Raw genomic sequence first — 15309 nt, forward strand, 5'->3', positions numbered from 1 at the left:
AATGACAAGTAGTGAGATAAGAGAATTATGTAGTTATATTTTAGTTGAAAAAAGATATAACTGGGTGTCTTTAAATGCATTGTTAATCCAATACACAGATATTAATATAATGCAATATAATGATGGTACTAATCCTTTTAACCTACAGTTGCCTATCATTTTGGGACAAAACATTTCAGTTGATAACCGTAAACTAGAGCAATTTTTAAAGGCCTTGCAGTCCCATTATTCTAATACGCCACTTATCGACAGATTGGTTTTTAAATATTTAAATGATCTTCCGTCATATACTACAAGTGATTCCTTTGAAAAGGAAACATTTTCAATGGAAGCCATAGTTAGTGCTATGCAACCGATGGATGTTGGAATTTTAATTTCTAATATCTATAAAACCAAGAGGTGTGTTTGTATGATTGAGTACATTAATGGTGAAGGAAATACTGTTCATGGTACAGGTTTTCTGATAGGTCCGACAAATGTAATGACTAACTATCATGTTATTGAACCAATAAAAGATAGACGGGATTTACTCTCCAAAGTCAATTTAGTTTTCGACTATGAAAGAGATGGGGATGCGCTAAATGCCAATCCTAGTATTACTTTTAAATTAAGTGTTGACAGACCAATCGAAATATATAGTCCATACTCTCGGTTGGATGAGGACTTAAGCGCAGACCCAAATCAAGAATTAGATTATCCAGATGATCTGTGTGATTTTGCAATACTAAATTTACAAGAAGAGGTTGGTAATTTACCTTTTGGATTAAACAATAATTCAGTTAATATATCTGAAAAAAAAGATGAAGCTCGAGGTTGGCTAGAAATTCCAGTTAACATCAAAGATTTGAACACTTGGGATATTTTCATTATTCAACATCCAGATGGCAGGCCCCAAAAAATAGGTATTGGTTTAGACCAAGTTATCGGTTATAGTCCTAATAAAAGAAGAATCCGTCACAAAGTCAATACTGAAGGAGGCACGTCTGGCTCTCCTATTGTTGACCGGAACTTTAATTTAATAGGTATCCATAATGCTGGCTATGATAGCATTAATCTGAGATTTAACCAGGGTGTTACTATGTTGGCTATTGTTGAATATTTAAATGAAAAAGAGTTTTTTATTGATGGAGGCAATAATTAATAGAATAGACGGTGAACTTTTAAACTCTGTAAGCTCAACAGTTCATCACTACTTTGGCACGGTAACAATATTGGAAAATTTTGTTTTTCAGCAAAATGATTTGGGTGGAAGACTAAGATATAACAATCTTGTACCTGAAAGGGAAAACTATTTAACAGGAATAACAACATATCTAAGAGAGCTAGGTCGTTTAGGGAAACTTAATGTGTTCCTGCAGGCATTCTTTAATGAAATGAATAATCGCAATAATCTCGAGAATGACGATATAGTTTTTTTAAAATCACAGCTAGAGAAATTTTTACTGTTTGAACCAGGATTAGTAATTCAGGGTTTCAATCCACATGTTTTCAATAGGATGATTACAGAGTTTGGTATGCCATTTTTGGATAGAAGGGACTTCAGGGACAAAATAAGGGATTCATTAATAGATAATGGCAGTTCGGTAATTTTTGTTCGAGGTAAGCCTAGGTCTGGTATGTCTTATTTGAAAGAATATTTGGAAAGTATTAAAGGAGTAATACCTGGATTGGAATTGTATCATTTGGATGCATCGTACTATTTGGATAATGAAAATTTGGATAAGGGGTTACTACTGGCTAAATATTTAGGCGAAAGATTTAAGCTAACAATTAATTGGGACGAATATGCAGACCCAAAGCTAAAGTTTGTCCAATTTGTTAGTTTTTTAAAATCAAAAATTGAAGAAAAAAATACTATTCCAGTTATTTTTCTACATGATTTTCATGTCGTTACAAATCTATTGGACAATGCCCATATGTTTATGTATGAGCTGGTAGAAACTTTTGTAACAAATTTTCCAAAAGCAATATTGATAATTGCAGGATATCCATGTGAAAAATTACGCAACTGGAGGCGATTGGTAAGAAAGGTTAAAGTCTATGAAATGGAAAACATAAACCCTAATGATCTATTGTTAATTGCTGCTAAGATTTATGATGAATATCAGTCCCTTCACCACTTTAACAGAGAAGAATTTGTCAACAACTTCGTTAATCAACTTCCTCCTCTTTCAGAAGGTATTAGTGAGATAGGTTTGTACATTGAAGAATTTATTGATAAAGTAAAACCTTAACGTAGTGGATAAAAATCTAGATATAAATAACCTATTTTCAGGGATGAAGACGAAATCATCAAAGGATATTTCATCTTCTCTATTGAATAAGGCTGCAATATTACTAGACTTCGACATTTTAGAAGATTTCAAAAATGCTTCTGAATCAGAACGGTCCGCATTAAAGGAAATTACTGTTAAAAAAATAAATGGTCTTAGAACCCTAAAAAAGCCAAAATTAGAAGGTATTCTAAATGATTTGGGAGCAAAAGGAAAGCTTTTGGAGACGATAAGACAACTAGGCTTGGATGAGAGAGGGTTTGGCGAATTTATTTTAAAGTTCCACAGGAAAGAAATTGACTTAATCGATTTGGGAGAACAGGAAGTTTACTTTTTATCAAAGTATTTAGAAATTTTTCCAGATGAGGAATTATCGAACAAACTAAAGTTATTTCTAGAAAGAAATCAATTTTATAGTTTTTTTGAATCAGTAACAAGTCATTTTGCGGGTAGAGAAAAGGAGATAAGACGTTTAACAAATTATGTTGATTGGCTTCCAAAAGAAAATGTTGTTTCAAGAATTAGACAAACAATAAATGAAACCTTCGGTGACGGTGGTAAACATCCTTTGCTGATAAAGGGAGTTGGGGGGGTAGGCAAAACAACTCTAATAGCGCGGTTTATTTTGTTACATAGTCGGAAGAATAAACATGGTCGACATTTACCCTTTATTTATATAGATTATGATTTGCCAGGTTTTTCTATACAAGAACCAGTTGATCTTTTGTTTGAGTGTGGAAGACAATTGAAGTTACAATTTCCATCGTTCGAAAATTTCATTATTGAAATAGAGTCGGAACTAGCTTATTGGTATGACGCATCAAGGTCAATTGAAAAAGAAGGTTCTAATAATAGGGAACGGTCTTATTTACTTGATAGAATTAATGAAAAATTGCTTTCAATAGGCCTTTCCTTAGAAGACTTTTCCAGACCTGTTTTGATGGTTCTTGACTCTTTTGAGGAAATGCAGTACAAAGCGACTTCTAACGAACTGACAGAATTTTTTTCTTTTGTAAATGAACTGATTGAGAGATTTCCTCGCTTACGAGTTGTTTATGCTGGTCGCGCAGATATTACAGATGAAAACAAGGAGCTTTCCTTTAATTTATTAGAAATCAATTCCTTTGATGAATCATCTACAATAGCACTTTTCAAAGAGTGGGGAATCAAAGATGATAAGATTGCAAAGTTGGTATATAAAAAATTAGGAGGTAATCCTTTGATATTAAAACTCGCTGAAACTGCTTATAAAAAAGACCAGTCCATTCTTGAATCTAAGGAACTCCAAAATTCAACAAAAATTCAAGAATATTTGGTAGTAAGAATATTGGGCCATATTCGTGATAAACGAGCCAAGAAAATTGCGGTTCCTGGAATGCTGTTAAGAAGAGTAAATGCTGATACGATTGAACATATTCTTGCGGAAACCTGTGATTTGAATACCCCTGTTCAAAAAATTGATACACATGAGGCAAATAAAATTTTAGAGGTTTTGAAGAAAGAAGTTTTCCTAATAAAGGATAGCGGTATGGGGGAATTTATTTTCAGACAAGACTTGAGAAAGGAATGTCTGCCTATGATAAAAGCTAGTTTGCCAGAAAGGTCTATTGAAATACATAGGAAGGCTATTGATTTTTATCGTGATAAAGAAGATAATATATCTAAAGGCGAATACTTTTATCATAAACTAATGCTTGGGGAGAAACCCAAGGAATTATTAAACGAATCAGTTTTTAAGAGCATTAGAAGTTTCATTGATTCTAATGTTAATGAGCTACCAGAAGCGTCGCAAATATTCGTGAGACAACTTCAAAAGGCACGCGTACAATCTAAAACTATAGAAAATTCAGATTTTAAAAATAGGGTTGACTACTATTCTAACCGAATAAAGGAGGCATTGGATGGTAGTGATTTGGAATTGTTTTCTCTAGACAAAGAAATAGTGTTGAATAATGAAGCTTCCTCTCCTGAACTTAAATTTTATTATGACTATATGCAATATAGGCTTTATAGGTTTCGAAAAATCTTGTTCTTCAAATATACCTATACGTCAAACCCTGATTTTTATGACTCACCGATTAGTCGAATAGAGTTTATTTTTCTGGAGAGCCGTGTATATGAATCGTTGAGAGACTATGAAACAGCTTGGCATGTTATTAGTAAAAATTCAAATTATTGGAGGGAGCTAAATTTAGATATTCAGGAGGAAAGATTTTTAAAAGCCAAGGTTTTGCTACATTCTTTAAAACTGTTTGCCAGACTAAAGGTTTCTCTTCAAGTTGATAAGCAGGATGTCAAGTCAGAATGGAGAAAGATAATCCAATACTTAGAGTTGCAAAATCAAGTTTTGACTTCAAATTTGGTCTATAATAAAATGTGGAATTATATTTTCTTAAATATAAAATTGATTGATTTTACCAGTTTTTTTGATAGTATGACATTCAAAAGACGATTAACATTTATTCATGAGGCTAATAATCAGCTGTTAGAAGAATTATCAAAGGGATATTTGGGGATTAGTTTGTATGACATAATGCCAACTGGTTCTTCGAAAATTCTTAAACAGGATTTAGCATTGGTTTGGGAGATAACATCTCCTCAAATTAATAAGTTGATGAAAGTGTTAGAATCGAAAAAGATACCAGTTCCTATTCTCATGGAGGCTAGTTTAGATACCAATATTGTTGAAAATTATAGAATCACCAATGTCGGTAAAAAACATAGGTCAATCTTATCTAAAAGCATGGGAAAATTAATTTTTGATCATATTCTAGATGAGGATGATGGAACTTTTATGTATTTGCTATATAGAGCTTTACTAAAAAATAACCATCTAAGAATAGCTGACTTTTTGGTAGGAGAAATAGAAAATATATATAATAGCATCGAATCTAATTAACCCGACTAAGGTATAAAGAAATCTGAAATTCTATAGGAACAGACTAACAATGTCCACGAAAGAATCTCTTGTTCGACAAACTAATTAAAAAGCCTTAAAGAAGAAGCATATTTTCCAATTGTAGCCTTCCCTAAAAATAGGACAGTTTAAAATTCGAAAATAGTAACTTTAAATTTTAACTGTCAGATGAAAAAAAGCAAGTTTACCGAGAGCCAGATTATCAAGGCACTCAAAGAGAACGAACAGGGCCGCAAGGTCGGGGACATATCCCGTGAGATGGGCATCGATACCAGCACCTTTTATTATTGGAGAAAGAAGTATGGTGGCATGGAAGTGGCCCATATGAAGCGCCTTAAAGAGCTTGAGGAGGAGAACCGCAAGCTTAAGCAGATGTACGCCGACGTAAGTCTGGACGTCCGCATGCTCAAGGACGTGCTGTCAAAAAAGTTCTAGGGCCTTCCGACAAGAAGCACCGCGCGAAATACCTACAAGAGGCCTATTCGGTAAGCGTATCACGTTCCTGTCAGGTTCTGGAACTTGCCCGTTCGATGTGGTACCACCACAACAGGAAGGATGACACGGAAGTTGTCGGAGCGTTATCCAGACTGGCGGAAGAACTGCCCACCAGGGGCTTTGAGGTGTATTACAAGCGGCTTCGTCGCGAAGGCCATAAATGGAACCGCAAACGGGTCTTGCGGGTATATAGGTCGATGAACCTGAAACTCAGGCGCAAACACAAGAAACGTTTGCCCGCAAGGACAAAGAACCCATTGGAGGCCCCGATGGATCTCAATGAGGTGTGGAGCATGGACTTTATGGCCGATGTGCTGTCCGATGGCAGGAAGATCAGGGTGTTCAATGTAATGGACGATTGCAACCGTGAGGTGCTTGCCATGGATGTGGGGCTGAACTACCCGGCAAAAAAAGTGGTGGAGACATTAAGCCATTTGGAGGAAGAAATGGGCCTTCCCAAAACGATCCGTTGCGATAACGGTCCGGAGTTCATTTCCAAGACCTTGGCCGATTGGTGCAAGAAGAAAAGAATCGAGCTCAGGTTCATCCAACCGGGAAAGCCCGTACAGAACGCATTTATGGAACGATTGAACCGACATTATCGCGAAGATGTACTCGATGCATATTGGTTCAATGACCTGCACCAGATAAGGACATTGACCAACGAATGGATGGAGAACTACAATACAAAGCACCCGCACTCGGCATTGGACGATATGCCACCAAGGGAATACAAAGACCGTTTCGGGGAAGAATTCTTCCCCGAAACCAACATAATTAATGAAAAATTATTGAATTTAGAGTTGTCCTAAAAAGGGTAAGGCTACATTTTTAGGGAAGGCTACAACCGTCTTATAAAACTATCAAAAAACTTACTATTATGTGACCCAGGTAGGATAGGAGTGGAATGTTTCTTGAATGGGTTTAAATGTTGATACTTAATATTTATATCTAAGGATTTAATATAAATGAATACTTGTTAAAATTTGTATATTCAATTCTATAGGCCTTCAATAACCAATAAAAGTAAATGCAAGTTCAAGAAGTAATATTCAATTTACCCTCGACCTTGAGAAATTTCCTAAGGGGGACAAGTTATAGATTCTTAATTGGATATTTAATCTCTAGAGCTATTCTTGAATTTGGTTTATACTTCGCAAGAGAAGAAGTGAACCAACTTTATTTATATATAAATGAAATACTTGGAGAGTACTTCGGAGGTCTAGTTATTCTACTGTTGAAAATTTTTGTATTCACAGATAGTTTATGGGTTTTTGGGCTTCTTGTTATTTTCATTGCGGTCCTTATCTATGTAAACTTGCAGGAAGCAAAACTTAGATATCAATCTTATAGTCAGGAATTTGATAAGCCAATCGTCTCTGAATTCTATATTGAACGTGACATTGATAAAGCTTTATTTTCAAAAGCCCGAAAGAAGAATGTTCTTTTACTAACAGGTGATTCTTTTTGCGGCAAATCGGAAATTGCAAAAAGATTGGTTTTAAAATTTATCGATAAAGGTTATGGTTATAAAAGAGTAGATAATTTTAGAGATGCTGAAAGTTTTTTGAGCCTTAAAGGAAAAAAAAGAATTTGTCTAATTGAAGATCCTTTTGGCCACAATTTCGCAAATGAAAGCCCTGATGAATTTAGAAAATTACATGATTTAGCTAAAAATCATAATCCTAAAAATATTGTAATTGTTACTACAAGAAAGGAAATCTTATTTTCTATTAAAGGAAGTAAGAGACTAGCTGATTATAAAGTAAAAAATTATGACTGGACAGATTTGACTAATAATGACTTAGTCTTTCTAATAAATATATGGACAAAAATTAGTAAGGACTCCAGCATTTTGTCTAATAATGTCCAAACAATGACTTCCGCTTTATCCACTGGTATAACTTTACAAGTTGGTCAGTTAATTCATCTTTCAAACATTCAAGAATTACAGAATACTGTCAAAACTGAAGCGGAATTAGTTCATCTAGCTCAGGTTGATGCACAGGAACTTAGCGAGGAAATTTTCAGGATACCTAATAATACTTGGTACCTCATATCAATACTTAGCCTAAGTATTGACACCTATGTAGGTGCCTCTAATCAGGACTTGGCTTATATATTATCTGATTTTGAGGAAGAATTAAGTCTAATAAAATATGATTCCCCTTTTGGAAGGTTTCTGGTAGAAGAAAGAACAGATGGTTTTGAGTTTCCTGGATATAACGTATTGAATGATGGTCACAAAAAGTTTAGTGAAGAATTATCTTTTTTGGAAAAAAGAGGTTATTTAAAGTTCATTGATGATGAATATGTTTTTTCTCATCCGCAGTATATAGAAATAGGTAAATACGTGTTCAAAGGTCTTAGCACACCCCAACGGCAACAGATAATACCAAGTGTTTACAAAATTTTTACTTGCCTAAATTTGGAAATAGCTCATATAGGTGCAAAATCATTAGATTTTGTTTGTCAAAATATAAACTCTTCACACCATAAAGAATTATTTGAACAATCTTTTAAATTATTTGAGGATAGTCTTTTCCCTAGGGTAAGCGATGAAAGCTTTCTTTTTCTTTTGAAGAACTTTAAGAATATTCGGGATAAAGAATTTCAAGAGAAAATTATGTATCGTCTGGAGTCTTTGGATGAGAAATCAGGAATCCATTTTCATGAAAATATACCGGTTAGGACTGGGTATTCTAGCGGATTAAGGGACTATTTTGTAGAAATGTCTGAGGTTAAGTATTTAGAGGTCTGTAGACTAATTAGTGAGAAACAAAATGTTGGTCTCGAGGATATTTGGGAAGCTTTAAAACGAGAAAAGCATACAAAAAGAGAAAGAAATTTAAATTTCGATCTTATAAAAGTTAGTTTAAGAAGTAATGAAGTCTTTATTCGGAACTTGGCAGCCTACCTATTTTTCTTAATAGATGGTAGTTCGGAAAATATTGAAATTAGAGAAACCATATTTTTGGACCGCTACCCATCAGTCCTGTTTAATGCTATGAAAGGTTTTTTCGAAGGCCTACCATTATATGAGAACGAAATTTATGAATACTGTCTGGGTTTTTTTCAAACCAAAATTGCTGAGAGTTCTATTTTTTGCGTTCGTGCCAGCAATTTATTGACAACCTTCTCAATTGACTACGGACCAGAAAGTTTAGACTGGGATATGTTAACCAATGAAGGAAAGAAAAAAACATGGCACGCTTGGGGTGAGTTATTCCCTCATTTTCTAAAAACATTTCCTCATGATGTAAAATTCCCTCATACTCCAAGATTCGCAAGCACTATGAGGGACTCAAGGAGGTTTCTCTTACCTAATCAAGGTCTCAATATTGCCACAAATTTATTCGAATATGTTGAAGCAAATTTGAATCGACGTTTATTCGACGGTTTTGAATTGGGTGTCATAGATTTTTTGATTGATGTTACAGAGGAAACTCCAAACATTAGGTTTCCGCTATTTAATCGTATTTTTTCAGTTAATGATACTGGTTTTATTACTTATTCCCTTAGTTGGTTATTGGAAAGTTGGAATAAAATTACAGATGAGGAAAAAGAAGTGATTTTTCGTCTACTTAATTCGGAACGAAATGATTTAAGATGGTTAAAAGCAGTTGCTATAACGGGATATTCCAATCCACCAAAGGAATTGCAGTCAATAATTTTTGATAAGGAAAATTATTTTGAATATTCGAAAAAAAATTTTATCGAAAAAATGAATCCTAGATTATTTATTGATGCTTTAACAATATTTTCTGGGCACCCCCAACCGATATGGTGGTATGGCTATCATCATTCGGGTGAAAAATGGTCTAAAATCTTGAAATTTATTTTAAAGAATAATGTTTCTGAAGGATTTATAATTGCTCTTCGGGAATATCTGAATGATATTGTTAATGGTGCTACAAGTCATATCTGGGGCAAAAAATGGAAGGAACTTTGGATAAATTTGATAAAAGACAACCAAGACACAGATAGACTGACTTTGGAATTGTTGATTATGATTTCGAAGTGTACGTGTAATTATCATAATACTAAATTTCTTGTAGCTGAATTGATAGACGGCTACGAGAAACAGGGTAGGGAAGTAGATTTTCTTAATTTTTGCACCAAACATATTGAGGTGTTTACCACAACTACTCACAATAATGATTTATTTGAGTTTTTTGAACATAAGAACTATTTACAAGATAAAATTATACCTAACCTCGAGGGTCATCAAGAAATAGTAATTATCCTCAACAAAATTGCAAAGAGCAAGGATAGGGATGAACAAATGAGACTTGTAAATTTATTTGTAATTGCTGCTACTAAAAATCCAATTAGATTGAGTATTATTTTTGATTCAATCAATAGACTAATAGAACAAAAAATAATCCTTGATGAAACTTGTATTCAAAGATTACTAGAAATCCCAAATAAAATCTCAGATGTACAAAAGGTATTCAGCGACAAGTATGATGATGAGCAATATGATTTACAAGATTGGAATGGTCTTCATAAAAACTATACCTCGTGAATTTTTCTGGTTTGGCCCTATGAACGATTTGACAAACAATTGGTTGGTGAGGTGGTTTGAAGAAAATGCGGGCCAGCGAGGGCGTGAATTTGTGGCTAACACAAAGAGCGATTGCCCTCGGCTTTGTGTTGGGGCTTGAAACGCCTGAATAGCAAAGCTATTAAGACACAAAGGGCGCGGGGAAGCATATTTTCTTCTTGATTTTTTGTTTCTTTTTTATCAAGAAAAAAGAAAGATATATTCTATTCCTAATCAGTGCTTTTTGTCTAAAAGGTAGCAATCAAAAAAAGTATTATTATCGAAAACTCCCATTTCAAAAACTTGTTCACAAATAGCCAATTTTGTTTCTGAGTCAAAATTAGTTTGATTCATTCTTTCGGCTTCAGCAATGTAATCTAACCACATACGTAAATCAATTATATCTTGATTATCGAATAGAATTTTGGCAATTTTTAAATCAGGCTCAGTGGCCTTTAGTAAAACCGTCCACTTTTCAAATCCAGCCATCCGTGCAATTAGGTGTTGAACTTTCATTAGAGTTAATTTTTCTCCATGAAGATTGAAATCGTGAATAATTAATTCAACATCAAAATACTTGGGTTCATATTCATATGGCCAAGCACTGTCTTTAATGTCGATGACAGGTTTTTTCGTTTTTAAATCTCTGTGTAAGTTTTTAGCTTGAAGCTTAAAGAAATCAATAGTATTCATAATATAATCCTTTATTCCAAAGATTATTATCCAAGAAGTTTTGCGTTCGTATGCTGTTGTGGGATAATAAGCCTTGAGGGTTTATATTATCAATTATGGTGGATGAAATCTTTGCACGAACGAGCAGGCATACCATAAACACCTAAGTAAATTTATACATTATGTTCCAAATATTTCCAGACTGAATATTTTTTTATCAACGATTAGAACATTCTAAATGGAACAAGTGTATAGAAATTTTAAAGCGTGGATTTGCGCCAGGGAAAATTTTATACTCTTGTGGTAAGCTTACGAGAAGTTCCTGAAATTTTTCTCCTCCAAATTTCCAACTAAACCAAAGGTTTCAATAAAATCGAAAAGCTGAGCTTTTAATGGCGCTGGCCAAGTGGCTGAGAATTGCGTATAAAAATAAATGCAAGGGCATTTACTTTTTATGAAAGCAATATGCTGTTGGCCGAGCGGCTATTTTACATAACGGCAAATTATAGATACAAATCTTAGCCTGTACGCAGCACACCGCTTAAAAAGGTTTCTTGTATACCGGCAAACGAATGGTTAACGTGTGCAGAATGATTGTGTGGTATTTGACATAATAGAATCATAGCTTACGAATGCGTGAAAGAAATAAAATGGCGTGTAAAACTGTTATGACATAATTGTTGACGATATGAGCCTAAAGGCAGTCATATCTACAATTATATCAAATACGGTAGTATTGCGCAGTTTTAGCCATATAGGCATTTGTACTATAATTTTTCTTATGTATAATTAGAATTTGATATTCATGAAAGTTAACTCTTTACAAATCGCACCTTTGGTAAAGAGTTTATAGTGAATAGGGATTTTTAATCTCTTCCTAAAGAATTCAAACAAAGAATGTTTAATTTCTCAATTTCTTACTCCGTTCCTTAGCCTCTATTCCCACCAACTTCTCCTTCAAAATCTTCATATCCTCCTCCACCTTCGAATCAATTATCTTTGCATAATGCTGGGTAGTGCGCAAATTTTTATGTCCCAACATTTTCCCAACGGTCTCAATAGGGACTCCATTGGTCAAGGTAACCGTAGTAGCAAAAGTATGACGGGCCAAGTGGGTAGTAAGGTTCTTTTTAATGTCGCATCGGTCGGCAATTTCTTTAAGATAGGCGTTCGACTTTTGATTACTCAATACTGGAATCACGTAATTCTTGTTAACCACCTTAGGGTGGTCTTTATATTTCTCAATAATGGCAACAGCTGTCGGCAATAGTGGAATCGTAAAACCCGTATCCGTTTTAGAGCGTTTCGATTTTATGTAGAAACTACCATCTTTATTCTGATAAATTTCGTCAGGTCTAAGGGTTTGAATATCGATATAAGCCATACCCGTAAAGCAACATAGCACAAACATATCACGAACGATGCCCAAGCGTTCTCCTTCGATTTCTTTATCGATAAGCTTCTGGAGTTCCTCCTCAGTTAGAAACTCTCGTTCTACGGTCTTAAATTGCACTTTGTAGTTATAAAAAGGGTCTTTCGCAAGCCAGTCATTGGCAACGGCGATACGAACAATCTTTTTAAAGTTGTTAACGTACTTTAGGGCGGAGTTGTGATTACAGGCTTTTGTCACCTTCAAAAAGTATTCAAAGCCTTTGATGAATTTTAAATCGATATCCTTTACAGGAATATCCTTTCGACGATATTCTAACTTGACATATTCGGCAACATGGTTTCTGGTGGTAAAATAGCGTTTCCAAGTACCAAGTGCGAATTCAACACCAACTAATTTTTCCATTTGATGATTATGTTCGTCAAAGAGTTGAAGCAGCATTTTATATTTCTTGTCCTTTCCTAGATATTTTTCTTTAACATCATGAACCGTAAACGGTTCACCTTCCTCAATAAGTTGATGCTGAATCTTGTTTACCTTATGCCGAATAGTCGCCATAAACCGATTCAATTCTTCTGCTTCGACATTTTTACCCTTTAATTTATTCATCCGTGAGTCCCATTTGGACGGGTCTATTTTCCGGTTCAAACTTATTGATGTTCGCCGCCCATCCACCGTAATTCTTAGGTATAAGCCTGCTTTTCCGTTCTTGTCGCGACGCTCATCTTTGAGGTAAAAAAGTGTAGAAAAAGAATTCATTGTTTTTTAGGTGTCGATTTATACCAAATAAAGGTACAAAAAAGAAATTACACGATTTTATAAATAACTAAAAAAGAATGAATTACAAAGAAATCGACACCACTTTTTGATTTTTAAAATAGGTGTCGATTTGGTGACTTTTTATTAGGTGTTATATGATATCAAATGAATACAAATAAAATAAAAAATCCTGTAAATCAGATATTTACAGGATTTTGTGTTAATTTGGTGTTGTAAAAGTGGAGCCGGAGGGAGTCGAACCCTCGTCCAAACAAGCAATAACCATGCTTTCTACATGCTTAGGATCTGATTGGTTTTCGATGTACACCTGACCAGAAACCGCCCAATGTACACTTAGCTTCTTTGGGTTTTAGAGACGGTGCCGAAGCTACACCCTCCTTATGTTGACTTTTATGGTGCCCCGGAACGAATCGCCATCAACAAGGGCTATTCTGGGACATCTCGCTTCTCCGCCTTGCGGAGACGAGGCTAAATCCTACTGTAATTCAGATTAAGCGGCAAGAGCGTAATTAGATTCGCCATTTAAAAGTGTGAAATATGAGATTTACGAGCTATATCCCAGCGCTCGGCATGCTTACATCGCCATTGGTCTCGCTGTCAAAACCGGTCGGCCCCATAATGGGATAGGTAAACCATTCTTCCCATTGTTTTTTCAAAGAACAAATTCGTTAGCGTTCCCTGCCCTGGGGCAGGTCGGGCTATCGCGGGTACACGCCTGCCTGTCGTGGGCGGGGTACCTGGCTCTATCCCTAACGCGGCCACCTTCATTTTCATTTCGGCGGGCGGGGCAGCAAAGCTAATAAAAACTTTGCTATCGCCATTATTCCGTGTATTTTAGGACAAAATTTGTACCAAAGTGAACCTTAAGTTTGGAATCATCAGAGAACGGAAAAACCCTCCGGATCGGCGGGTGGTATTGCCGCCAAAGGCCTGTCAAAAAGTCCAGTCCACCCATGCCAACGCACAACTGATCGTGGAACCTTCGCCTATTCGCGTTTTTACGGATGGGGAGTACCAAGAGGCCGGCATTGAAGTCGCTCCCAAAATGGAAGAGTGCGATGTGCTGCTCGGGGTAAAGGAAGTGCCTATCGAGGCCCTGATTCCCAACAAAAGATATTTCTTCTTTTCCCATACCATCAAAAAACAGCCGTACAATAGGAAATTGCTCCAAGCTATTTTGGAAAAGAACATTGAACTGTATGACCACGAGGTCATCACCAATGCCAAGGGCATACGTCTGGTAGCTTTTGGACGCTATGCCGGAATCGTAGGGGCTTATAACGGACTTAGGGCCTATGGACTTAAATCCGGCACATATCAATTACCCAAGGCCGAAACCTTGGTAGACCAGCAGGCCTTGATAAACGAGCTTAAAAAAATGGTGTTGCCGAATATTAAAATCCTATTGACCGGAAAGGGTAGGGTAGGCAACGGGGCCAAGGAAATGTTGGACGGAATGCAGTTACGGGAAGTAAGCGTAACGGAATACCTGAATCAGGATTTTGATGAGGCGGTCTATTGCCAAATCGATGTGCTGGACTATAACCAAAGAAAGGATGGCAAGCATTTGGGAACGCAAGACTTTTTCCAAAATCCTGGGGCGTATGAATCCACCTTTATGCGATTCGCCAAGGTGAGCGATTTATACATTGCCGGCCATTTTTATGGGGATGGAGCCCCTTATCTTTATACCCGGGAGGATGTAAAACATCCAGATTTCAAGATCAAGGTCGTTGGGGATATCAGTTGCGATATCGATGGACCGGTAGCAACTACCTTACGTGCCTCAACCATAGCTGATCCGATCTATGGCTATGACCCCCTATCCGAATCGGAAACCGAATATACCGACCCCAATGCCATTGCGGTCATGGCCGTGGACAACCTGCCGGCGGAACTGCCCAGGGATGCCAGTAACGGCTTTGGCGATGCCTTTGTGGAAGAGGTAATCCCCGCCTTTTTTAATGGGGACGCGGATGGCGTACTGCAACGCGCAAGGATGACCCAAAACGGCAAGCTTACGGAACGATACTCTTATTTAAATGATTATCTAGAAGGCAAATAGTATTGGGAAAGTTGGGTAGATGTCGATCAGAATAGAGGTATTAGAAATATTTATCCAGTTTTATGATAGATTCAACAATAGCTTACATTTTCTCTGAGTGGTGGCTGACCTTCATTTTTGTTTTCCCATTTTTTATGGTACTATACTTTGGAGGAATAGTGTTCATGCGGT

General features: G+C 36.0%; 8 protein-coding genes and 1 other RNA gene. 6 read left to right on the forward strand and 3 right to left on the reverse strand.

Annotated elements, in window-relative coordinates; all coding sequences use genetic code 11:
* Position 1: 1 nt before the first annotated feature.
* From ACP2AF_RS10290 to ACP2AF_RS10310, 5 genes are all read left to right on the forward strand, one after another.
* On the forward strand, positions 2-1141 hold the full coding sequence (locus ACP2AF_RS10290) for a trypsin-like serine peptidase (protein WP_425236071.1): 1140 nt from the start codon (positions 2-4) through the stop codon (positions 1139-1141).
* Positions 1125-2234, forward strand: a complete 1110-nt coding sequence (locus ACP2AF_RS10295) for a hypothetical protein (RefSeq protein WP_425236072.1) — start codon at positions 1125-1127, stop codon at positions 2232-2234. Before ACP2AF_RS10290 ends, ACP2AF_RS10295 begins: the two co-directional genes overlap by 17 nt.
* Before the next feature lie 4 nt (positions 2235-2238).
* Positions 2239-5172: an NACHT domain-containing protein gene (locus tag ACP2AF_RS10300; RefSeq protein ID WP_425236073.1), complete on the forward strand. Its 2934-nt coding sequence runs from the start codon at positions 2239-2241 to the stop codon at positions 5170-5172.
* A 186-nt stretch (positions 5173-5358) separates the two neighbouring features.
* Positions 5359-6497, forward strand: a protein-coding gene (locus ACP2AF_RS10305; RefSeq protein WP_425234704.1) for an IS3 family transposase whose coding sequence is annotated in 2 segments (ribosomal slippage) — positions 5359-5620 and positions 5620-6497 — 1140 coding nt in all. Because the reading frame shifts where the segments join, the coding sequence is not laid out codon by codon here.
* A 218-nt stretch (positions 6498-6715) separates the two neighbouring features.
* Positions 6716-10213, forward strand: coding sequence for a hypothetical protein (locus ACP2AF_RS10310; RefSeq protein WP_425236074.1), 3498 nt, complete (start codon positions 6716-6718; stop codon positions 10211-10213).
* Between the two features lie 252 nt (positions 10214-10465).
* Here the strand turns inward: ACP2AF_RS10310 and ACP2AF_RS10315 are convergent, their stop codons facing one another.
* The 3 genes from ACP2AF_RS10315 to ssrA all read right to left on the reverse strand — a co-directional run bounded on the left by ACP2AF_RS10315 (position 10466) and on the right by ssrA (position 13688).
* Complete coding sequence (locus tag ACP2AF_RS10315) at positions 10466-10924, reverse strand: hypothetical protein (protein WP_425236075.1); 459 nt, start codon at positions 10922-10924, stop codon at positions 10466-10468.
* Between the two features lie 880 nt (positions 10925-11804).
* Complete coding sequence (locus tag ACP2AF_RS10320) at positions 11805-13052, reverse strand: site-specific integrase (RefSeq protein WP_425236076.1); 1248 nt, start codon at positions 13050-13052, stop codon at positions 11805-11807.
* A gap of 237 nt (positions 13053-13289) precedes the next feature.
* Positions 13290-13688: a transfer-messenger RNA gene (gene ssrA / locus ACP2AF_RS10325) on the reverse strand.
* A gap of 241 nt (positions 13689-13929) precedes the next feature.
* On the opposite strand from ssrA, the gene ACP2AF_RS10330 reads away from it, so the two are divergent.
* The gene (locus tag ACP2AF_RS10330) at positions 13930-15138 is read left to right on the forward strand and encodes an NAD(P)-dependent oxidoreductase (RefSeq protein ID WP_425236077.1); all 1209 of its coding nucleotides are present in this window, start codon (positions 13930-13932) and stop codon (positions 15136-15138) included.
* Positions 15139-15309: the final 171 nt, after the last annotated feature.

It is taken from the genome of Ulvibacterium sp. (assembly GCF_965248315.1).
Classification (GTDB): domain Bacteria; phylum Bacteroidota; class Bacteroidia; order Flavobacteriales; family Flavobacteriaceae; genus Ulvibacterium.